The 21,829-nt window shown below is 69.6% G+C and carries 17 protein-coding genes; 9 read left to right on the forward strand and 8 right to left on the reverse strand.

Annotation, left to right across the window (positions count from 1 at the left end):
- Window positions 1-3 precede the first annotated feature (3 nt).
- Window positions 4-2,517 (forward strand): ATP-dependent Clp protease ATP-binding subunit, encoded by a 2,514-nt coding sequence (locus tag O7627_RS25010; protein WP_278098424.1) that lies wholly within the window; start codon window positions 4-6, stop codon window positions 2,515-2,517.
- 83 nt (window positions 2,518-2,600) lie between these two features.
- Here O7627_RS25010 and O7627_RS25015 read toward each other — a convergent pair whose 3' ends face one another.
- Together O7627_RS25015 and O7627_RS25020 are read right to left on the reverse strand one after the other, a co-directional pair.
- Entirely contained in the window at window positions 2,601-5,075 is a 2,475-nt protein-coding gene (locus O7627_RS25015) for a non-reducing end alpha-L-arabinofuranosidase family hydrolase (RefSeq protein WP_278095919.1), read from the reverse strand.
- A gap of 226 nt (window positions 5,076-5,301) precedes the next feature.
- The gene (locus O7627_RS25020; protein WP_278095920.1) at window positions 5,302-6,213 is read right to left on the reverse strand and encodes an NAD(P)-binding domain-containing protein; all 912 of its coding nucleotides are present in this window, start codon (window positions 6,211-6,213) and stop codon (window positions 5,302-5,304) included.
- A gap of 312 nt (window positions 6,214-6,525) precedes the next feature.
- On the opposite strand from O7627_RS25020, the gene O7627_RS25025 reads away from it, so the two are divergent.
- Complete coding sequence (locus O7627_RS25025; protein WP_278095921.1) at window positions 6,526-6,897, forward strand: helix-turn-helix domain-containing protein; 372 nt, start codon at window positions 6,526-6,528, stop codon at window positions 6,895-6,897.
- Window positions 6,898-6,915: 18 nt separating this feature from the next.
- Here O7627_RS25025 and O7627_RS25030 read toward each other — a convergent pair whose 3' ends face one another.
- The 4 genes from O7627_RS25030 to O7627_RS25045 form a co-directional block, all read right to left on the reverse strand.
- A complete protein-coding gene (locus O7627_RS25030; RefSeq protein ID WP_278095922.1) occupies window positions 6,916-7,665 on the reverse strand; it encodes a cellulose binding domain-containing protein in 750 nt (249 codons plus the stop codon).
- A gap of 229 nt (window positions 7,666-7,894) precedes the next feature.
- Entirely contained in the window at window positions 7,895-8,611 is a 717-nt protein-coding gene (locus O7627_RS25035; RefSeq protein ID WP_278095923.1) for a hypothetical protein, read from the reverse strand.
- A 14-nt stretch (window positions 8,612-8,625) separates the two neighbouring features.
- Window positions 8,626-9,201 carry a hypothetical protein gene (locus tag O7627_RS25040; protein WP_278095924.1) on the reverse strand — a complete coding sequence of 192 codons (576 nt, stop codon included), beginning with the start codon at window positions 9,199-9,201 and terminating at the stop codon, window positions 8,626-8,628.
- A gap of 22 nt (window positions 9,202-9,223) precedes the next feature.
- Window positions 9,224-9,805: a TetR-like C-terminal domain-containing protein gene (locus tag O7627_RS25045; RefSeq protein WP_278095925.1), complete on the reverse strand. Its 582-nt coding sequence runs from the start codon at window positions 9,803-9,805 to the stop codon at window positions 9,224-9,226.
- A gap of 101 nt (window positions 9,806-9,906) precedes the next feature.
- On the opposite strand from O7627_RS25045, the gene O7627_RS25050 reads away from it, so the two are divergent.
- Window positions 9,907-10,617: an MBL fold metallo-hydrolase gene (locus tag O7627_RS25050; protein WP_278095926.1), complete on the forward strand. Its 711-nt coding sequence runs from the start codon at window positions 9,907-9,909 to the stop codon at window positions 10,615-10,617.
- A gap of 116 nt (window positions 10,618-10,733) precedes the next feature.
- On the opposite strand, the gene O7627_RS25055 is transcribed toward O7627_RS25050, so the two are convergent.
- Both O7627_RS25055 and O7627_RS25060 read right to left on the reverse strand, forming a co-directional pair.
- Window positions 10,734-11,948 carry an RCC1 domain-containing protein gene (locus O7627_RS25055; RefSeq protein ID WP_278095927.1) on the reverse strand — a complete coding sequence of 405 codons (1,215 nt, stop codon included), beginning with the start codon at window positions 11,946-11,948 and terminating at the stop codon, window positions 10,734-10,736.
- A gap of 458 nt (window positions 11,949-12,406) precedes the next feature.
- Window positions 12,407-13,501 carry a LacI family DNA-binding transcriptional regulator gene (locus O7627_RS25060; RefSeq protein WP_278095928.1) on the reverse strand — a complete coding sequence of 365 codons (1,095 nt, stop codon included), beginning with the start codon at window positions 13,499-13,501 and terminating at the stop codon, window positions 12,407-12,409.
- 139 nt (window positions 13,502-13,640) lie between these two features.
- Between O7627_RS25060 and O7627_RS25065 the strand changes: the two genes are divergently transcribed.
- From O7627_RS25065 to O7627_RS25090, 6 genes are all read left to right on the forward strand, one after another.
- On the forward strand, window positions 13,641-14,948 hold the full coding sequence (locus tag O7627_RS25065; protein ID WP_278095929.1) for an extracellular solute-binding protein: 1,308 nt from the start codon (window positions 13,641-13,643) through the stop codon (window positions 14,946-14,948).
- Window positions 14,949-15,100: 152 nt separating this feature from the next.
- Window positions 15,101-15,940 (forward strand): sugar ABC transporter permease, encoded by an 840-nt coding sequence (locus O7627_RS25070; RefSeq protein WP_278095930.1) that lies wholly within the window; start codon window positions 15,101-15,103, stop codon window positions 15,938-15,940.
- A gap of 40 nt (window positions 15,941-15,980) precedes the next feature.
- A complete protein-coding gene (locus O7627_RS25075) occupies window positions 15,981-16,796 on the forward strand; it encodes a carbohydrate ABC transporter permease (protein WP_278095931.1) in 816 nt (271 codons plus the stop codon).
- Window positions 16,797-16,842: 46 nt separating this feature from the next.
- On the forward strand, window positions 16,843-19,167 hold the full coding sequence (locus O7627_RS25080; RefSeq protein WP_278095932.1) for a glycoside hydrolase family 3 N-terminal domain-containing protein: 2,325 nt from the start codon (window positions 16,843-16,845) through the stop codon (window positions 19,165-19,167).
- 207 nt (window positions 19,168-19,374) lie between these two features.
- Window positions 19,375-20,433, forward strand: coding sequence for a hypothetical protein (locus O7627_RS25085; protein ID WP_278095933.1), 1,059 nt, complete (start codon window positions 19,375-19,377; stop codon window positions 20,431-20,433).
- A gap of 275 nt (window positions 20,434-20,708) precedes the next feature.
- Window positions 20,709-21,641, forward strand: a complete 933-nt coding sequence (locus O7627_RS25090) for a tetratricopeptide repeat protein (protein ID WP_278095934.1) — start codon at window positions 20,709-20,711, stop codon at window positions 21,639-21,641.
- The last annotated feature ends 188 nt before the right edge of the window (window positions 21,642-21,829 follow it).

The following is a 21,829-nucleotide window of genomic DNA, read 5'->3' on the forward strand; positions in this document are numbered from 1 at the left end:
GTCGTGTTCGAGCGGTTCACCGACCGGGCCCGTCGGGTTGTCGTCCTGGCTCAGGAAGAAGCCCGGATGCTCAACCACAACTACATCGGTACGGAGCACATCCTGTTGGGTCTCATCCATGAGGGTGAGGGCGTCGCGGCGAAGGCCCTGGAGAGTCTGGGGATCTCGCTGGAGGGCGTGCGTCAGCAGGTTGAGGAGATCATCGGTCAGGGTCAGCAGGCGCCGAGCGGGCATATTCCGTTCACGCCGCGGGCCAAGAAGGTGTTGGAGCTGTCCCTGCGTGAGGCGTTGCAGCTCGGGCACAACTACATCGGTACGGAGCACATCCTGCTGGGGTTGATCCGGGAGGGTGAGGGTGTCGCGGCCCAGGTGCTGGTCAAGCTGGGTGCGGATCTGAACCGGGTCCGTCAGCAGGTGAATCAGCTCCTCGCCGGTGACCAGGGCGGCCAGCCCGCCACGCCCGGCCGGCCCGCCGCACCCTCGCCGTCGGCGGTCCTCGACCAGTTCGGAATCAATCTGACGCAGCGGGCCCGGGACGGCCGGCTCGACCCGGTGATCGGCCGGGAGCGGGAGATCGAGCGGGTGATGCAGGTGCTCTCCCGCCGGCTGAAGAACAACCCGGTCCTGATCGGTGAACCGGGGGTCGGCAAGACCGCCGCGGTGGAAGGGCTGTGCCAGGCGATCGTCGCGGGTGAGGTGCCCGAGACGCTGAAGGACGAGCAGCTCTACACGCTGGATCTGGGCGCTTTGGTGGCGGGTTCGCGTTACCGGGGTGACTTCGAGGAGCGGCTGAAGAAGGTGCTCAAGGAGGTCGGCGTCCGCGGCGACATCATTCTGTTCATCGACGAGATCCACACGCTCGTCGGCGCCGGTGCCGCCGAGGGCGCCATCGACGCGGCCGCGATTCTCAAGCCGATGCTGGCCCGGGGAGAGTTGCAGCTGATCGGGGCGACGACGGTGGACGAGTACCGCAAGTTCATCGAGAAGGACAAGGCGCTGGAACGCCGCCTCCAACCGGTCGAGGTGGCTGAACCCACGCTGGCGCACACCGTTGAGATTCTGAAGGGTTTGCGGGATCGGTATGAGGCGCATCATCGGGTGAGCATCACGGATGCGGCGTTGGTGGCGGCGGCGACGTTGGCTGACCGGTACATCTCGGATCGGTTCCTGCCGGACAAGGCGATCGATCTGATCGATGAGGCGGGTGCGCGGATGCGGATTCGTCGGATGACCGCGCCGCCGGATCTGCGTGATTTTGATGAGCGGATCGCTCAGGTGCGTCGGGACAAGGAGTCGGCGATCGACGCGCAGGACTTCGAGCGGGCTGCGCAGTTGCGGGACAAGGAGAAGCAGCTGCTGGGTCAGAAGGCGCAGCGGGAGAAGGAGTGGAAGGCCGGCGATCTGGACGTGGTGTCCGAGGTCGATGATGAGCAGATCGCTGAGGTGTTGGCGAACTGGACCGGTATCCCGGTGTACAAGTTGACCGAGGAGGAGACCGCCCGCCTGCTGCGGATGGAGGACGAGCTGCACAAGCGGGTCGTCGGCCAGGAAGACGCGGTGAAGGCGGTGTCGAAGGCGATCCGGCGGACGCGGGCCGGGTTGAAGGATCCGAAGCGGCCGTCTGGTTCGTTCATCTTCGCGGGTCCGTCGGGTGTGGGTAAGACGGAGTTGTCGAAGGCTCTGGCGGAGTTCCTGTTCGGGTCCGAGGACGCGTTGATCCAGTTGGACATGTCGGAGTTCCATGACCGGTACACGGTGTCGCGGCTGGTGGGTGCGCCTCCCGGGTATGTGGGGTACGACGAGGGTGGTCAGCTGACGGAGAAGGTGCGGCGGCGGCCGTTCTCGGTGGTGTTGTTCGACGAGATCGAGAAGGCCCACCCGGACGTGTTCAACACGTTGCTGCAGATCCTGGAGGACGGGCGGCTCACTGATGGTCAGGGCCGGATCGTGGACTTCAAGAACACGGTCATCATCCTGACCACCAACCTGGGCACCCGCGACGTGGCCAAGGCCGTGTCGCCGGGGTTCCAGGCGTCCGAGGACGCCAGCAGCGGCTACGACCGGATGAAGGCAAAGGTCAACGACGAACTCAACCGGCATCTCCGGCCGGAGTTCCTGAACCGGATCGACGACACAATCGTCTTCCGCCAACTGGGCCAGAACGAGATTCGGCAGATCGTCGACATCTTCCTGGCGCGGATCGAGACCCAGCTCCGCAACAAGGACATGGGGCTGGAGCTGACCGAGAACGCCAAGCGGTACCTGGCGCGCAAGGGCTTCGACCCGGTGCTGGGCGCCCGGCCACTACGCCGGACGATCCAGCGCGACATCGAGGACAACCTCTCCGAGCGGATCCTCTGCAACGGGCTGCGCCCCGGCCAGATCGTGGTCGTGGACTGCGCGGACGACCCGGCAGCCGACGGGGAGTCCCGGCTGACCTTCACCGGATCCGTCCGCGCGGCAGTGGCGCCGGACGCGGTCCCCGTCGACCTCGACGCCGCCACCGCCGAGGGATAGCGCGAGCCACAAGGCAACCCCGCGACGCGCGGCGGGCTCGGCTTTCGCCGAGCCCGCCGCCGTGCCGGAACTGCGTGAGACGGTTAGCGCTGCAGGGTGAGCAGGCCGGGCCGGTAGGGCAGCAGGCCGTAGTCGCCGCCGGAGTTGGGCGAGCGGCCCTGGTAGAGCAGTTGCAGGTTGCAGGCGTTGACGGTCATGGTCTGGTCGGCGTTGGTCCGGATCAACTCGCCGTGGCTGATGTCGTTGGTCCAGGTGGCGCCGCTGTTGGCCTTGCCCGCGAACGGGTTGCTCTCGCTGGTGGCGTTCGGGGTCCAGTTTCCGCCCAGGCTGGTGGCCGTGAACGAGCGGAAGTAGCGGCCCTGCGAACCGATCGCCTCGACGAGCATGAGGTAGCGGTTCTCGCCTTCGAGCTTGTAGACCTGAACGCCCTCGAAGAGGTTGTTCGTGGTGTCGGTCATGATGGTGGTGTAGTTGGAGCCGAAGCTGCCGGGGAAGTTGCCGATCGGCATGCTGGCCCGGTAGATCCGGCCGTTGTCACCGGCGAAGAAGAGGTACATGTTCTGGCTGTCACCGATCAACGCCTGGTCGATCGGCCCGGTGTTCGAGTTGGAGATGCTACCGGTGAACAGCGTCTGCGCCGACGACCACGAGTTCACGTTCGTCGGGTCCGTCGAGGTCCGGTAGGAGAACGCCGGCCCGCCCCACTGGTAGGCCAGCACCCACACGTTGCGCGGAGCGAAGTAGAACAACGACGGCGCCACCGCGGCGAACGGCATCGCGTTCTGGCTGGCCGAACCCATCTGGTTCCAGTTCGAGAAGAGCCCGAAGTTCATCGAACCCCACGTCGTGCCGGTGTCGTGGTTGGTGGCGTAGACCAGGTGCTGGCCGTTGTACGGCGCGTGGGTGAAGTCCTTCAGCGACACCCATCCCGACCTGGGCTGCGCCAACGCACCCGTCGACGACCACCGGTACGACGACGGCAGCGCGCAGGTGTTGCCCGGCGGCGGCGTGGTGCCCGGAGGGGTGGTAGCCGGCGGGGTCGTCGGCGGCGGGTTGGTCGGACCGCCGGTGGCGTTGTGCCGGAACTGCTGGTTGGGCTGTCCGTGGCAGTCGTAGAGCTGGACCTGCGCCCCGTTGGAGGTGCTCCAGACATCCAGGCAGCGCCCGGACTGCACACCACTGATCGTCCCGTTGGAGTTCAGGTTCCACTGCTGGTTGGTCTGGCTGTGGCAGCTGTAGATCTGCACCGCCGCGCCGTTACCCGAACCCGCCGCATCCAGACACATGTTGCCGTACACCTGCAGCTGCCTGTTCGCGGTGTACGTCCAGGACTGGTTGGACTGAGTGTGGCAGTCGTACAGCTGCACCCGGGTGCCGTTGTCACGGGAGGCGTTGGGTACGTCGATGCACCGGTTCGACTGCGCGTTCACAATCTGACCGGCGGAGCCGGGTGGCCCGGTCGTGGGGGTCGGCCCCGGGGTGGTCGGACCAGGGGTGGTCGGGCCCGGGGTGGTCGGCTGCGGGGTGGCGCTGTTCAGCGCTTCCAGCGTCGAGTTGTAGGCCTGCTTCTTGTTGCCGTTGCACTCGAACAGCAGGGGGGTCCCGCCGCTACGCCACGAGTCGCAGTCCCGCACGCCCCAGACGGTGATGCCGTTGCAGCGGGCGACGGCGAGGCAGTCGTTGACGACGTTGCGGTAGGTGTTGGCCTGGGTGGCGCCGGAGCCCTCGATGTCCAGCTCGGTGATCTGCACGTCCACCCCGAGGGCGGCGAAGCTGGACAGCGTGGTGCGGTAGTTGCTGTTGTAGGGCGAGCCGGAGTTGAAGTGCGACTGGAACCCGACGCAGTCGATCGGCACGCCACGCTGCTTGAAGTCCTGCACCATCCGGTACACCGCCTGGGTCTTGGCCCAGGTCCAGTTGTCGGTGTTGTAGTCGTTGTAGCAGAGCTTGGCCTCCGGGTCGGCGGCGCGGGCGGCGCGGAACGCGGCCTCGATCCAGTCGTTACCCGTACGCTGCAGGTTCGAGTTACGCCGCGCGCCGCTGTTGCCGTCCTCGAACGCCTCGTTCACCACGTCCCAGGAGTCGATCTTGCCCCGGTAGTAGGAGGCCACCCGGGTGACGTGGTTCAGCATCGCCGACCGCAGCCCGGAGCCCTCCATCCGCTCCATCCAGGGCGGCTGCTGGGAGTGCCAGGCCAGCGTGTGACCGCGCACCTTCCAACCCCGGTCCAGCGCGTAGTTGACGATCCGGTCCGCGTTGGTGAAGTTGAACTGGTTCTGGTTCGGCTCGGTCGCGTCGATCTTCATCTCGTTCTCGGCCGTGACCGAGTTGAACTCACGGTTGAGGATCGTGGTGTAGGTGTTGTCGTTCAGCTTGCCCACGGTGATGGCGGCACCGAAGTACCGGCCGGACTGGGCCGCTGCGGCACCGAGGGTCGCCTCGGCAGCCTGTGCGAGGTTGGGCAGCAACGTCACGACGAGGGCAGCGACGAGCGCCAACGCTGAAGAGATGGTCAGCGTTCTCAGTCGACGCCCGGCGGGACGGGTCCGGGAGATCATGCAGATCCTCCAAGTTGTAACGGAACGACTTCTGACGGTGCGGTGGGGTTCGGTGGTGTGACTGGTGCTCCGGCCGGTCAGGACCGACCTGCGCCGGCATCTCAGGGCCGAGCGCAACGTGTTAACGCTCACACCTATCGATGGATACCCAGGCTTTCAGATACACGCTGGTTTATCAAGCGATAGTTTCGGAGATCGACCGGTAGTTTCGGTCGCACCGTGACTGTCAGCGCTGAGCCTTGACCACTTCGTACAGTGCCGTCCAGTTCCGGCCGCCGAGACCTGCGGCGATCGCCCGGTCATAGTGTGATTTGACCGCATTCGGTAGCCCCAGGTCGACGCCGCTTGCCGCACTGGTCCGCGCGATGTGGTCGGCCGTGGCCCCCATCATCAGGGCCGTACTGAGATCCCCCGGGTACTCCCCCGCCGCGATTTCCGCAGCCAGTTCTGACCCGTCGCCCACCATCGCCGGGATGTCGGCCAGGGTTCGCATCGCGTCCGGCAGGAACTCGTCCGCCGGCACGCCGGCCGCGGTGACCAGGGCCGTGGCGTGCAGCAGGCCCGCCAGAGCGGTGAGGAAGACGTCCAGGTGTGCCTGGTAGAGCAACTGCGCCAGACCCGGATCGGCGCCCAGGTACCTCGTCCGGCCGATCAGCCGCAACACCGGCTCGTGGGCGAGGAACAGCTCCCCGGGACCGCTGTAGAACGCGTACGCGTCCGGCTGACCGACCGCGGGGGGCGGCACCATGATCCCACCGGTGAGAAAGCCCGCCCCGAGCTGGCCGGCCCAACCGGCGGCCGCGCGGGACTCGTCGGGAGTGTCGGAGCTCAGGTTGACGAGAGTTTTTCCGGCCAGCACACCGGTGGGGTCGGGGTTCGCCGCGACCGGGCCGAAGATCTCGTACATGGCGCGGTAGTCGGTGAGACTGAGCAGGACCAGGTCGGAAGAAACGACCGCGGCAGCCGGCGTCTGCGCCAGAGTGGCGCCCGCGGCCACCAGGTCCGCGGCCCGGCGCGGGGTACGGTTCCAGACGGTCACCGGGTGGCCGGCCCGCAACAGCACGGACGCTATGGCCCGCCCCATCGGGCCGAGACCGATGACGGTGACCGGTTCCGAAGTCGGCGTACCGGCGTTCACGGGTTGCTCCTCATCGACTCGAACATCCATGCGGTGCCGTGCTCCCCGAACCCGGCGACCGCACCCGGCGAGTGGATCGAGGCCCTGGTGCACCGAGGCGTGGTCTGGCAGGCAGAGCGCACTCCCCATCGCCCGGTCCGAGAAACGTGGTGCTGGTGGTCATCGGATGGTCCTAACCCGCTCGTGGTGATGAACCCGTGGACGGATTCCGGTTGACCCGGAGCCGATGACCATGTTTCGCCCGTACCATCGCAACGACAAGTACCCACTATTTTGTTCGATACTTACTTATTGGTAAGCATGGGAGTGGCGATGGCATCGAACGCGCGGCGCGGGCCCTACCTCTGCGGCATCGACGCCGGGATAGACGTGGTGTCCGGCAAGTGGAAGTCGTTGATCCTGTGGGAGCTCGACAACCACGGCGTACGCCGGTTCGGTGAACTCCGGCGTGGGCTGCCCGGGGTGAGCGAGAAGATGCTGATCCAGCACCTCCGGGAGATGGAGCAGGACGGGCTGATTCACCGCCGGATCCACCGCGAGGTGCCGCCGAAGGTCGAGTACTCGCTTACCGAGGACGGCCGCACGCTGAACGCCGCACTCGCGCCGCTCGGCGAGTGGGGAACCGCCCGCGCCGAGCGTCTTGCCGCGGACGGTTCCCTCATCACCAGGGGCCCGGTCGGGTGACCAGGTCGTGGTGGTCGATCAGCGGGTACAGGTCGGGGTGATGCCGCCCGGCGCGGTGCCACCCCACACCAGCATGCCGAAGCTCGTGGCGCCGCCCGTCGCCAGGCTTGCGTTGTACGAGGCGTTGCGGACCGTCACGTCGGCGCCGCTGCTTTCGGCCACGCCGTTCCAGAGCGCGCCGATCCGCTGGTCACCGGGCCACCGCCAGGAGACCCGCCACCCGTCGAGCGCCTCGGTGCCCGTGTTGCGCACCGATACCGTCGCGAGGAAACCGCCGGACCAGCGGTTGTCGATCACGAAGGTCGCGGCACAGGACGACAGCGGCGCCGTCTGCACCGGCGAGATCAGGTACGGGTCCCGGGTGTCACTCGCGCTGAACCGGTACCAGTACATGGTGTCCGGGGTCAGTCCGTCGATGGTAACCGTGCCGTTGCGTTCCGGCCCGGACACCGCCTCGGCCACCGGATCGAGCCACTGCTCCGCGTCGAAACGGCTGGCGAAGAGGGTGACGATGATGGGTGGATCGTATCCGCAGGGCGGGCTGAGCAGCATCGAATAGCTGATCGTCACGCTGGTGGCCGTCACCGCGGACACCATGCCGGTGATCGGCAACGCCGGCGGGCACGCCACAGTCGGTGTCGGCGACGGGGTGGGCGTGGTCAACAACGTCCCGGGCGACGCTACGGCACTGCCCATCCCGCCGGCGACCACCAGACCCCCGACGGCCAGCACCGCACCGGCGAGGGAAACGCCTAATCTGTACGACATTCGGTACCTCCTATTGTGGCCCGCCGCAGGCTGCTGCCCCGCACAAAACAGGCCCCGATTCGACGGTACTTCGAAGGCTACCAATGTCTATCCGGACCCGGACCCGGTCCGATTTCCATCGCCAACGTCGGCTTCGCGGCGTACGTTCGGCTTTGCCGATGTGCCGGGCGACCAGTTCGTCGGTCGCCCGGCACATGGGACGGCAATCCACCTCTGGATAATTCCGCGCTCAGATGAGGTCGCAGTTGACCTGCGTACGGCGGAATGGGTCGTCGAGGGCCGATTCGTCCACGAAGCCCGCGGTGAGCGGGCCGTTTGTGGACCTGTTGTACGCGACCACCAGGCGCCAGTTCACGCCGCCCCGGTCGACGTTGCAGAACTCGCGCAGGACCCAGTTGGTGTTGTCCCTCGGCACGCTGCCCGTCCGGCCGCAGGTGGCGTACGGGCAGAGCCGTTGGGTGGCTCCCAGGAACACGGCGGTGAGCCCGACGCCACCGGAGTGACACGAGTCGCGTTGGGTCCTTGACACCAGATTGGACTGGTACAGGAATCCGGTGCGCTCGGCGGCGCCGGCGCGGCCGGTCTGGTTCCAGATCAGGTTCTTCAGTCTGCCGTCGAAGTTGCCGTGGCACAGATCCGCGATCGGGTCGCCCACTCGCACGTCACCGACCCGCGTCTGGGGACCCGGGAAGCATGCCGGCGCGCCCGTCGGGCAGTTCCAGATGAACGCCGTCTGGTTCACCGAATTGCCGATCGGGGCGGCGCCCGCGGCGGACTGCGACACCGTCACGACGCCCACCGTCGCGGTGAGAAGCGTGACCAGGATGACTGACGCCCGCCGCAGTGCGCGACGGGCGGTGACGCTGGTGGTTGATGTCATGGGGCCATGCTCGGCCGAGCCGTTCATCGAACCCGCATCGAAACGTTCATCGCGGCCGGCGCGCATGGTTGGCGACGGGATCAGCCGGTGCAGACCTCGGCGACAAGGATCAGGTACGCGTCGCGCGCCGCCTGCTGGAATTGCAGCACCGCGGCGGCGGTGTCTGGTGCGACCGGCCCGCCGGACCCCACCTCGATCCGCGCCCGGAACAGGGAGGATCTGTTGTCGGCGAGGGCCGACAACAGCTGATCCGCCCTCGGGTCGGCGAGTTCGAGGACCGCGTCCGAGAGGATGTTCGTCCGCTCGGTCAGAACGGCGATCTGCGACGAGTTGAGCGAGCGGATGCCCTCGACGGTCCCGGAGTCGTTCAGGGTCTGGTAGTAGTGCCACCACTTGTACGCATCCACGATGTCCGCGCAGCGGGCCCTGACCGTCGGATCGATGGCCGCACGGGTCGGGGTCGGCGCCCCGGACGGAGCGGCGCCGGCGATCGGTACGCGCTCGTCGGCCCGCTGGCCGACGAGGAGGCCGATGGTGGCCGTGCCGAGGATGGCCAGCAACGCACCGCAGGCGATGAGCCAGGGCCAGCGCGGGCGCCGGGAGGCCACCGGTGTCGGGGAGGTGGCAGGTTGGCCGGGCTCGGCGGTGGGGGTCACGTCCATAGAGGATATTGGGCTGTCAAGCGGGCGGGTCCGGCGGGGCCTGGCCGGCGAGGGCGTCGCCGAGGCAGGTGATCCCGAACTCGAAGGCCCGGTCGATGTCGCCGCCGAGGTTGAAGGCGCCGGCCAGCTCCATGCTGATGAATCCGTTCGCCCAGGCGGTCACCGTACGCGCGGCTTCCAGCGCGTGCCGCTGGCCGGCGAGGCTCGCGGCCACCCGCATCACCGGGGCGACCGCGCGGGTCAGTGACTCCAGGCCGGGCCGGGCGGCGTCGAGGGTCGGTGCGACGATCAGGCGGTAGCCGGCCGGGCAGGCGTGCGCGAACGCGCGGAGGGTCCGGGCCAGCTCGGCCAGATCCTGGCGCGGGTCGTCTCCGGTGCCGACCGCGGCCAGTTGGTCACCCAGGTCGTGGACCGTGGCCTCGGCGATCAGGCGGACGAGGTCGTCGCGGCTGCGTACCCGCTTGTAGAGGGACGGTGCGCGGACCCCCACCCGGTCGGCGACGGCCTGCATGGTCAGCCGGGCGAGGCCGTCGGACTCCAGGATGGCGCGACCGGCCGCGATGATCTCGTCGAGGGAGGTCCGGTCGGGGGTCGGCATGCCAGCTCCTCCGGGGATCACGATAGCTATTGACATTAGCCATGATGGCTAACTATCGTAGCCATCATGGCTACCATAGCAACCCGGCGGCGGGCGTCGCGATGAGGCTCGGACCGCACCTGCACCGGATCGGCAACGACATCGTGGCCGCCTACCTCGTCGTCACCGACGACGGTGTGACCGTCATCGACGCGGGCCTGGCCGGCCACTGGCACGACCTGAACGCCGAGCTCGCGGGCCTGCGGCGAGCGGTGGGCGACATCCGGGGCGTGGTGCTCACCCATGGCGACACCGACCATCTCGGCTTCGCCGAGCGGCTGCGCCGCGAGCACGGCGTGCCGGTCCACGTGCACGCCGCCGACGCCGCCCGGGCCCGCGGCGAAGTCAAGCCCAAGATCTCGTGGGGGCGGCTCAGGCTCGGCCCCACCGCCGGCTTCTTCCGGTACGCGGTGAGCAAGGGCGGGTTCCGCACGACCTACCTCACCGAGGTGGTCGAGGTGCACGACGGTCAGGTGCTCGACCTGCCCGGCGCACCCCGGATCATCGGCCTTCCGGGCCACTCACCGGGCAGCGTCGCCATCCACGTGCCGGTCGCCGAGGCGATCTTCGTCGGCGACGCGCTCACCACGCGCCACGTGCTGACCGGGCAGCGCGGCCCGCAACCGGCGCCGTTCACCGACGATCCGCGCCAGGCGGTCGCCTCGCTGCGCCAGCTCGAGGACATCCGGGCGACCTGGCTGCTGCCCGGCCACGGCCCGCCGTGGTCCGGTGGTGTCGCGGAGGCGGTCCGCGCGATCCGAACCACCGCCTGAACGGCGGCGGTCAACGCTTCCGAACCGCCGACTGAGCCCGGGACCACGGGCCCGGGCCGTCGGTCCGGCCGCCGCGATCCGTCGGCGGCGGCCGGACATCGGACTCAGCGTGCCGGTCAGACCGGGAGCGTCAGCTGTCCCGGCGACGTCCGGCCGGTGGTGGTGCCGTCGCCCAGCTGACCGGCCACGTTGTTGCCCCAGCACCACAGGCTGGCGTCGGTGCGGACCGCGCAACTGTGGTAGCTGACGGCGATGTCGTTCGTCCAGGTGGTCGCGGTGCCGACCCGGTTCGGGGCGCTCCGGTGGGTGGTCGTGCCGTCGCCCAGCGCGCCCGCCGTGTTGTTGCCCCAGCACCAGAGGCTGCCATCGGTGCGGGTCGCGCACGACGTGTCGTCGCCCGCGGTGATCCCGTTCCACGAGTTGGCGGTGCCCACCTGGACCGGCGAGGTCCGGAGGGAGCCGCTGACGCCAACCTGCCCGTACCCGTTCTCGCCCCAGCACCAGAGGGTGCCGCCGGTGCGAACCGCGCAGGAGTGCGCGTAGCCGACCGCCACGTCGGTCCAGGTGGCGGTGCCGACCTGGGTCGGGACCGTCCGGTAGCTCAGCACGCCGATGCCGAGCTGACCACTCGTGCTGTCACCCCAGCACCACAGGGTGCCGTCGGTGCGCAGACCGCAGGTGTGCGCGAAACCGCTCGTGACGCTGGCCCAGTTGGTGGCCGTACCAACCCGCAGCGGGGTGGTCGCGGTGTACGGGGAGCCGTCGGTACCGAGCTGGCCGTTCCGGTTGAAGCCCCAGCACCACAGGGAGCCGTCGGTCCGGATGGCGCAGGTGTGGCTGGGGCCGGCGCTGACGCTGGCCCAGTCGGTGGCCGTGCCGACCCGAACCGGGACGTTCCGCTTGGTGGTGGTGCCATCGCCGAGCTGGCCCCGGCTGTTGCTGCCCCAGCACCAGAGCGCTCCGTCGGTCGCTACCGCACAGTTGTGGCTGGTGCCGGCGTCGACACTGGCCCAGGTGGCGGTGCCGACCTGGGCCGGGGTCTCCCGGTTGGTGTTGGTGCCGTCGCCGAGCTGGCCGCTGAAGTTGTTGCCCCAGCACCAGAGGCTGCCGTCGGTCGGGATGGCGCAGGAGTGCGAGTATCCGGTGGCGACGCTGGCCTGCACCGCAGCGGCCAGCGCGACCCGCTCGACGGAGGTCCCGCCCGCGGCTGCCGGCCCCGGCGTGGCTCCGATGGTGAGCACGGCGATTGCGGCGGCCGCCGCCGTGGCGATGATGGTTCTGGCTGACCGCCGCCAGCGCGGCCGCGACCATCCAGCCTGATCTTTTCTCATGTACTGTGCTCCCCAAACGATGTTGATGCTGCAACGGTGATGGCGGCGTTGCCCGGTAGCCGCCAGCGGCCCGGCACATTCATAGGATCACTTTAGGGATTGATTAGTGCCGATGCAAATTTCGGCCGATGTCCGGCCACCGGTGCCGGGTCCACCGCACCCCGCCCGGCCTGGGCTGGGGCTCACCCGCAGTCAGGGGGGCGGCGAAGATCACGTCGGTGCGGGTGGTAATTGAGCATTTGACCCGGGTTAGCCGCGTTCTCCGCATTCAAAATGGCTGTCGGCGTTGGAATTTCGGCATTGAACCGTTTGAATCACGCATTGTGCTGCACTTGGTCGGTGCAAATCAGTGGTCGTGCACCCGGTGGCGATAGGCGGTCAGGTCGACGTTGCCGTCGAACCGTGTCCCGAGCGCGCCGAGGTCACTCCCCCGGGTTGGCGCCGCCCGGCCATCGGGCTCAGGCGCCGGCCGCCGTTACCGGCGCCGCTGGCGGCGGAGACACCTGCGGTGCCGGCGGCGGGGACACCGGCGCGGGCACCACCGGAAAGGCGGAGATCGGGCGGCAGGACGCCCGGACCACCAGCTCGGTGGGGAGCCGGATGTGGGTGTCGCGTTCGACGCCACCGATCAGGTCGACGAGCAGGCGCAGCGCTTCGGCGCCCATCCGCTGCAACGGCTGCATGATCGTGGTGAGCGGCGGATTGACGAGCGCCGACTCCGGAACGTTGTCGAAGCCGATCACGGACAGCTCGTCGGGCACCGCGATCCCCATCGCCTGGGCGACGTTCAGCGTCGAGATCGCGGAGAGGTCGTTCCCGGCGAAGACGGCGGTCGGGCGGTCGGGCAGCCCGAGCAGCTCCGCGGCCGTGTCCGCCGCGCCCTCGATCCGGAACCCGCCGACGCGCACCAGGCGCTCGTCGACCGGTACGCCCGCGTCGGCCATCGCCTTGCGGAAGCCCGCCTCGCGCAACCGGGCCGACTCCAGGTCGGGCCGCCCGCTGATGTGCCCGATCCGGCGGTGGCCGAGCGACAGCAGGTAGGTGGTGGCCAGCACGGCGCCGGCGAAGTTGTCGGAATCGACGGTGGGCAGACCCGACGGGCCGGTGTGCGGGTCGACGGCCACCACGTGGAAGCCCTGCTTGGTCTCGACCACGGTCGGCGTCACGATCACGGCCCCGTCGATGAGCGTGCCGGAGAGCCGGGCCAGCGACCGGCGCTCCCACCCGACGCCGGACCCGTCGCCGTCGCCGCCGGAGTAGGCCAGCAGCTGGTAGCCGGTGCCGGCGACCTCCCGGGAGGCACCCTTGAGCAGCTCGGTCGAGAACGGCTCGAACTCGGCGACCAGGATGCCGAGCACGTTGGTGCGGTGACTGCGCAGGCTCTGGGCGCCCAGACTCGCCTCGTAACCGAGCTGGTGGATGACCCGCTGGACGCGCTCGACGGTCGCCTGCGACACGCCGTACCGGCCGTTGACGACCTTCGATACGGTCGCCACCGAGACGCCGGCCGTGCGGGCCACGTCCGACATCTTGACACGCTGCGAGAACTCCACGCCGACGATGATAGAGGGCGTACGGGGGCCCGTCAGGATGTAGTCGAAAACGTTATCGATACCGATTGACACCGCGTTACGTGGCTGTAAAACTCGCCGGCAGGCCAAGCACCGCGACTGACTAGTCGAGGAGACATCCATGGCGATTCCGCGCCGCGCAGGCGCCGTCCTAGCGCTTTTCATGACCACCGCCCTCCTCGCCACCGCCTGTGGTGGCGGCGGCGAGGAGGAGCCCTCGCAGGGCGAACTCTACGAGAACCCGGTGACCCTGACCTGGTGGCACAACGCCTCCCAGGACGGGCCCGGCAAGACCTACTGGGAGAAGGTCGCCAAGGACTTCTCCGCGCTGCACCCGACCGTCACGATCGAGATCGAGGCGATCGAGACCAACCAGCTCCAGCGCACCCGGCTCCCCGCCGCCCTGCTGACCAACGACCCGCCGGACATCTTCCAGGCGTGGGGCGGTGGCGAGCTCCGCGAGCAGGTCGAGGCCGGCTACCTCAAGGACATCACCGACGAGGTGACGGCGGAGGTCGAGAACATCGGCAGCGCCGTCGAGATCTGGCAGGCCGACGGCAAGCAGTACGGTCTGCCGTACCGGATGGGCATCGAGGGCATCTGGTACAACAAGGACATGTTCGCCCAGGCGGGCATCGCGGCTCCCCCGACCACGTTCGAGGAGCTCAACGAGGCGGTCACCAAGCTCAAGGCGATAAACGTCGTCCCGATCGCCCTCGGCGCCGGTGACAAGTGGCCGGCGGCGCACTGGTGGTACAACTTCGCGCTGCGCGCCTGCTCGGTGGACACCCTGAAGAAGGCCTCGGTCGACCTGACCTTCGACGACCCGTGCTTCGTCAAGGCCGGCCAGGACCTGAAGACCTTCATCGACACCGAACCGTTCCAGGACAACTTCATCGCCACGCCGGGTCAGAACGACCCGACCAGCGCCAACGGGTTGCTCGCCAACGGCAAGGCCGCGATGGAGCTGATGGGCGACTGGAACCGGGGCACCCTGGAGACGATCGCCGAGGACCCGGAGAAGCTCAAGAGCTTCCTCGGCTGGTTCCCGGTACCGGCGCTCACCGGTTCCGCCGGTGACCCGAAGGCGGCTCTCGGTGGTGGCGACGGGTTCGCCTGCGCCAAGAACGCCCCGGCCGAGTGCGTCGAGTTCCTGAAGTACATCGTCAGCCCCGAGGTGCAGAAGGGCTACGCCGAGACCGGCACCGGTCTGCCGGTGGCCAAGGGCGCGGAGTCCGGCGTCGCCGACCCCTCGCTGCAGTCGATCCTGGAGGCCACCAGCAACGCCACCTACGTCCAGCTCTGGCTGGACACGGCCTTCGGTAGCACCGTCGGCAACGCGATGAACGACGCGATCGTCGCCATCTTCGCGGGCAACGGCACGCCCGAGCAGGTCGTCGAGGCCATGAAGGCGGCCGCAGCCAAGTGAGTTCCGTCAACCAGACCCTGAACCCCGCCGGTGGCGCTTCCGCGCCGCCGGCGGGCTTCCGGCAATCCCGGAAGTCGTCCCGGGCAGCCGAGAACCGCCGCAAATGGTACGAAATCATTGGGCTGACCACGCCTGCGGTCATCGTCTACGTGATGTTCGTGCTGGTCCCCATGGGCTTCGCCGTCTACTACAGCATGTTCCGCTGGCGGGGAGTCGGACCCCCGACCGACTTCGTCGGCTTCAACAACTATGTCCTGGCCTTCCAGGATCCGATCTTCATCGACGCGCTGCGCAACAACGCCGTCATCGTGGTCGGGTCGCTGCTGATCCAGGGCCCCATCGCGCTCGGCATCGCCCTGCTGCTCAACCGGCAGTTCCGCGGCCGCACCATCTTCCGGCTCCTGGTGTTCGTGCCCTACGTGCTCGCCGAGGTCACGGCCGGCATCATGTGGAAGCTGATCCTCACCGACGGCGGCACGGTCGACGCGCTGATGCGGTCGGTGGGCCTCGGCGGCCTGGTCCGGCCCTGGCTCGCCGACCTCGACCTCGTCATCTGGACGCTGCTGTTCGTCCTCACCTGGAAGTACGTCGGATTCGCCATCATCCTGCTGCTGGCCGGCCTCTCCAACGTGCCCCAGGAGCTGACCGAGGCGGCCGCGATCGACGGGGCGAGCTGGTGGCAGACCCAGCGCCACGTCACGCTCCCGCTGCTGGGTCCGACGTTCCGGATCTGGATGTTCCTGTCGATGATCGGTTCGCTGCAGGTCTTCGACGTGATCTGGGTGACCTCGGTGCCAGCCGTCCGGTCGCTCGGCGCCTCGGCGACCATGGCGACGTACATGGTGGACAACGGATTCTTCGCCCGGCTGTGGGGCTACGGCAACGCGGTGGCCGTGATCCTGTTCGCCATCTCGTTCGTCGCGGCCGTGCTGTTCCAGCGCTTCCTGCTCCGTCGAGACATCGAGGGCGCCATCACCAGAAGGGCGAACTAACGTGGCCACTACCACCGTCCGAAGCCCCTCGCGCCGTCCGGTGTCGTGGGGCAATCCACTCACCTACGCGCTGGCGCTCGCCGTCGCCGGGGTCTCCATCGCCCCGGTGGTCTACGTGATCGTTGGCGGCTTCCGCACCACCCCGCAGATCATCGCGGACCCGGCCGGGCTGCCCGACCCGTGGGTGATGGACAACTACGTCCGGGTCCTGACCCAGAGCGGCTTCTGGGGACAGACGGTCAACAGTGCGGTCATCGCCTTCGGCACGACTCTCGGCGTCGTGGCGCTCGGCGTCTGCGCCGCGTTCGTGCTCGCCCGGTACACCTTCCGGGGACGCGAGGTGCTCTACACCTTCTTCACCCTGGGCCTGCTCTTCCCGGCCGGGGCGGCGATCCTGCCGCTCTATCTCATGCTGCGCGACCTGAACCTGGTCAACTCGTACCTCGCGGTGATCCTCCCGCAGGTCGCCTTCGCGCTGCCGCTCACGATCGTGATCCTGCGACCGTTCCTGGCGGCCGTCCCCCGCGAACTGGAGGACGCCGCCGCCATCGACGGCACCGGCCGGCTCGGCTTCCTGTGGCGCATCATGCTGCCGCTGTCGCGGCCCGCGCTCGTCACCGTCGGGATCCTCGCGTTCGTGACCAGCTGGAACGCGTTCCTCCTGCCGCTGCTGGTGCTCGGCGACGTCGACCTGCACACGCTGCCGCTGGGCGTGCAGAACTTCTCCAGCCAGTACACCTCCGACACGGCGGGCATCCTCGCCTTCACCTCGCTGGCGATGCTGCCGGCCCTGCTCTTCTTCACCTTCGCCGAGAAGCAGATCGTCGGCGGCCTGCAGGGCGCGGTCAAGGGCTGACCCGCGGGCGGCACCAACACGGGTACAACAAACGGAAAGGCACAGCATGACTGAGGTCCGCGGGGTCGTGGACGGGCCGGCACCGGCCCAGGCAAGTCCGGACCACGACCGGCCGGACGGGCCCGACGGCGAGACACGCGTCCGAGAACTGCTCGGCCGGATGACGGTCGAGGAGAAGATCGCGCAGGTCGTCGGCTTCTGGGAGAAGGAGGACGGCGAGGCCGTCGCGCCCATGCAGGGCGAGTTCGGCGACAACGCCAGGCTCGAGGACTTCTCCCGGCACGGGCTCGGCCATCTCACCCGGCCCTACGGCACCCGTCCCGTCGACGCCGCCGCACGGGCGTCCTGGCTGTGGAAGTTCCAGTCGGACCTGGTGACCGGCACCCGCCTGGGCATCCCAGCGATCGTCCACGAGGAGTGCCTCACCGGGCTCTCGGCGTGGAAGGCGGCCACCTTCCCCACCCCGCTGGCCTGGGGCGCCGCCTTCGACCCCGACCTGGTCACCGAGATGGCCGCGGTGATCGGCGAGTCGATGCGGGCGTTGGGCGTACACCAGGGTCTCTCGCCCGTGCTCGACGTGATCCGCGACCCGCGCTGGGGCCGGGTCGACGAGTGCATCTCCGAGGACCCCTACCTGGTCGGGACCATCGGCACCTCGTACGTGCGCGGTCTGCAGTCGCAGGGGGTGCACGCCGCGCTGAAGCACTTCGTCGGCTACTCCGCCTCCCGCGCCGGGCGCAACTTCGCGCCGGTGCACGCCGGCCCTCGGGAGATCTCCGACGTGCTGCTGGTCCCGTTCGAGATGGCGGTCCTGGACGGCGACGCGCGCTCGGTCATGCACTCCTACGCCGAGATCGACGGAGTGCCGGTCGCGGCCGACCCGACGCTGCTGACCGGCCTGCTGCGGGACCGGTGGGGCTTCGACGGCACCGTGGTGGCCGACTACTTCGGGGTGGCGTTCCTGAACCTGCTGCACCACGTCGCGGGCGACCACGCGGAGGCGGCCGTGCAGGCGCTCACCGCCGGGGTCGACATCGAGCTGCCGACCGGCGACGCGTACCTGACCCTGCGGGAGACGGTCCGGTCCGGGCGGCTCGACGAGGCGGTCCTGGACCGGGCGGTGCTGCGGGTGCTGCGCCAGAAGCTGGACCTCGGGCTGCTCGACGCCACCTTCACCGACGGGCCACCCGCCGACATCGACCTGGACTCGCCCGCGCACCGGGCGATCGCCCGCCGCCTCGCGGAAGAGTCGATCATCCTGGTCGCCAACCAGGACGCGCTGCCGCTGCCGGCCGGTCGACGGGTCGCGGTCATCGGCCCGAACGCCGACCGGCAGAACGCGCTTTTCGGCTGCTACTCCTTCCTCAACCACGTGCTCGTCCAGCACCCCGACGTCGAGACCGGCATCGAGGTACCGACGATGCTCGACGCCCTCCGGGTCGAGTTCGGCGCGGACCTGGTCAGCTGGGCGCGCGGCTGCGCGGTGGACGACGACGACCGGTCCGGCTTCGACGAGGCGGTCGCCACCGCGGCCGCGGCCGAGATGGCCGTCCTGGTGGTCGGCGACCACGCCGGGCTCTTCGGGCGCGGCACGGTCGGCGAGGGCTGCGACCGCGACGACCTCGAACTGCCCGGCGTCCAGCGCGACCTCGTCGAGGCGGTGCTGGCCACCGGTACGCCCGTCGTTCTGGTGCTGCTCACCGGGCGGCCGTACGCGGTCGGCTGGGCGCTGACCCGGTGCGCGGCGGTGGTGCAGGCGTTCTTCCCCGGCGAGGAGGGCGCCGGGGCGATCGCCGGCGTGCTCTCCGGGCGGGTGAACCCGTCCGGCCGGCTGCCGGTGAGCCTGCCCGGCCCGGCGGGGGCGCAGCCCTACTCGTACCTGCATCCCACCCTGGGCGAAGGCAGCGAGGTGACGAATCTGGCGGCCACGCCCGCGGCGCCGTTCGGTCACGGCCTGTCATACACGACGTTCGAGCACGCCGACCTGACCGTGCCGGCCACCGTGCCGACCGACGGCGCGCTGCGGGTGTCCGTACGCGTCACGAACACCGGCCCGGTCGTCGGCGACGACGTGGTCCAGCTCTACGGTCACGACCTGGTCGCCTCGGTGACCCGGCCGGTGGCGCAGCTGCTCGGCTACCGCCGGGTGCGGCTGGAGCCGGGGCAGTCGGTCACGGTCGAGCTGACCGTGCCCACCACCCGGCTGGCCTTCTCCGACCGCACCCTCACCCGGGTCGTGGAGCCCGGCGATGTCGAACTCTGGGTCGGCACCAGCGCGCAACGCGACACCCAGGCGCTGACCACATTGGTCGGCGACACCGTGCCGGTCTCCAACGCGTCCGCCCGCTGGACGACGTCCGAAGTGAACTGAACCCGCGCGAGCCACGATCCAACGGCCGGTCCGACCTCGTCGGGCCGGCCGATTCGTCGTCCGCATCATCGGTCCAAAGTGTCATACCCGAGGGCTACAAATAGATCGGCACGAGGCGCTACGGGGGGCGCTGTTCCTCCTGCGCGGGTTCGTGCGTGCCGGCCGCAGTCCGCGGAACGACCGGCACCAGACCAACGGGAGGCATCGTTGCATCAGACGACACGGCTCACCCGCTCGACCGCCAGGCTGGCCCTGGCGACCGGGCTGGTCATCGCGGGCACTCTGCTCCACCCGTTCGGCGCGGCAGCCCAAGCCGCCGCGCCCTACACCGAGCTTCCACTGGACCGGGCCGACGACGTGGTGGCCACCGCCGAGCGGGTCTTCATCAGCAGCGGGAACCTGTCGCAGTCGGTGGCGGTCACCGACCCGGCCGGCGAGGTCCTCGGGATGCTCGACGCCCTACCCGGCCCCGCCGACCTGCTGCTCAGCGACGATCAGAGCACGCTCTACGTGGCGCTGCCCAACGTCAACCAGATCGCCGCGTTCGACACCGGCTCGCTGACCGAGACCGCCCGCTACGCCACCGGCGCCGGTGCCTGCCCCTCCTCGCTGGCGCTCGCCGGTGACCGGCTCTACTTCGGTTACGGCTGCGACCAGTGGGGCGGCAACATCGGCCGGATCGACCTGGACCAGCAGCCGGCGACGGTCCACACCGGCCTGGCCAGCGAGAGCTTCTACCGCCACCCGCTGCTGTCGACCGTGCCCGGTGCCCCGTCGGTGCTGATCGCGGGCCAGCCCGCGCTCAGCCCGGCCTCGGTCTCGGTCTACTCGGTGGCCGCCAGCGGCGCGCTCGCCTTCCAGCGGCGCACCGCCCACACCGCCGCCGGCAGCAACCTGCGCGACATCGCGCTGGGTGCGGACGCCGCCAGCGTCTACCTCGCCCAGGGTGCGCCGTACGGCATCCAGGCGTTCGCCGTGGCGGACCTGAACCAGCAGTCGATGTTCATCCCCACCACCGCCTACCCGAACGCGGTCGAGGTGTCCCCCAGTGGCGCCCGGATCGCGGCCGGCTCGGACGCCGCCTACCAGCCGGATGTTTTCATCCTGCGGCCGGACGGCATCCGGGTCACCACGTTCGAACTCGGCCAGACCCTGGTGACCGGGGCGCTGGCCTGGTCTCCGGACGGCGGAGCGGTCTACGCCGTCTCCCAGCACTGGTCGGGTAGCCCGCCGCAGCTGCACGTGCTGCCGGTGCCGGCGGCCTAGCTCACCGCACACCGGACGGGGCGGCCGCGTTCGGGCCGCCCCGTCCCACCCGAAGGCAGAACCGGCTACCGGGTGGAGCCCGACGCGGCCGAGTTCACCCGCATACCCCGTCCGCCGAGACACCCCGGCGGTTGCGTCCGCCAATACTGTGAAGAGGACGGCCAGGCCAGGCTTTCACGGCGGCAGGGCACGATGCGCGAGGGGAGACCCCGGTGGGCTGGTTCCGCAGAAACCGACAAGCCGGCGGCGACTCCGACCGCGACCTGGAGCGACGGGTGACCGACCTGCTCGCCGCCGCCCGCCTGGCCGGCAGCCGCGGCGACCACGAGGAGCAGACCCGACTCTCCGCCGAGGCGGTGGAGGTGTGCCGGATGCTGGTGGGGCGTCATCCGGATGATCCACGGCACGTCAGCGCGCTCGCCGCCGGGCTGTACAACCACGCCTACCGTCTGATCCATCTGGAGCGCCCGGCGCAGGCGCGGGAGGTGCTCGACGAGGCGCAGCGGCACTACACCACCCTCGCGACGGCCGACCCCCACCGGTACGCGGTCGCGCTCTGCGACGTGACCCTGCGAATGGCCGTGGTCCTGGTGCAGGAGGGCAGCTACGACGAGGCGGCCCAGGCCGGCCGGGACGCGCTCGACGGGTACCAGGAGGTGACCGAGGGCGACTCGCTGGAACGCGAGTTCGGCCTGGTCCGCAGCCACGCCCTGATCGGCCGGGCTCTGCTGCTCGACGGCCGGCCCGACCAGGCGCTGTCCGAGTTCGACACGGCACTGTTCGCCGCGGAACGGCTCCGGGAGGAGGCGGGCACGGCGGGTACCGACTTCTTCTGGCTCTCGACCGCGCCGCCGAGCTTCCGACTGGCGGCGCCGGAGTGGCTCGGCGCCGCGGTCGGCGCGATGGAGTTGCACGACGCGGCCGGCGCGTGGGGCATCGCCGCCGACGCGGCGAACATCGCGATGCGCGTCGCGGGCAGCCTTGCCGCGATCGGCAACAGCACCGACCGCCTCCGCTTCGAGGCGATCTCGGCCCGTGCGCAGCAGATCTGGTGGGCAGCGGAGCATCCGGTCGAGGCCGCGGCCCGGCGTGCCGGCCCGACCGGAGAGGTGCTGGTGGGCGGTGGCGGCATCGTTCTCGGGCCGAGGCGGCAACCCGACATCGCCGCGATCTCGATGCTCGCCGGCTGGGGACGCCCACCCCGCTGACCACGGGGCCCGCGCCACCCGGCCGCCGGATCGGAGCACGGACGCGGCGGTCGGACGCGGCGGTCGGACGCGAAAACGGATTGCGGCGACCGGTCGGGTGTCGGATGGTGTCAGGCATGACGTTCTGACGGACCAACCTCGGCTCCTGCTCAGCGCACCGCGGCGAGCCGCGCCGGTGCGCCGTCCGT

This window comes from Solwaraspora sp. WMMD1047, from assembly GCF_029626155.1.
Lineage (GTDB): Bacteria > Actinomycetota > Actinomycetes > Mycobacteriales > Micromonosporaceae > WMMD1047.